The 329-nt window shown below is 74.8% G+C and carries 1 pseudogene; it reads right to left on the bottom strand.

What is annotated here, in order from left to right:
- A pseudogene (locus tag ACTNB2_RS08880) lies at positions 1-329 on the bottom strand (IS21 family transposase); the annotation flags it as partial.

Here is a 329-nt window from a genome sequence, read left to right as displayed (position 1 = left end):
GCGTCTCGAACCGCGGGTGCGGCTCGCGGCCGCCCGCGCCCCCGAAGGGCACGTCGCGGGCCCGGCACCAGGCGGTGAAGGCGCCGTACCCGGGCAGCCCCTCCCCGCGGCCCTCGCGCAGGAACGCGTAGACGGCCATCTTGGTCATCCCGGGCAGCTGGGCCTTCGAGCGGATCACCTCCTCGAGCGGGTCGAAGGCGCTGCCCCTCGCGGACCTGCCGTCGGCGGCGGACTCGCCCTCCCGCCAGTACTTGGCGACCGTGTGCCGGTCCATGCCGTGCCTCCTCGCGATCTCGCTGAAGTTCGGCTTCGCGCCGGACCCCCTGTAG

The organism is Collinsella sp. HCP28S3_G2 (genome assembly GCF_052065125.1).
Lineage (GTDB): Bacteria > Actinomycetota > Coriobacteriia > Coriobacteriales > Coriobacteriaceae > Collinsella.
The sequence above is the reverse complement of the archived record's forward strand: the minus strand, read 5'-3'. Positions and strand labels throughout refer to the sequence as shown.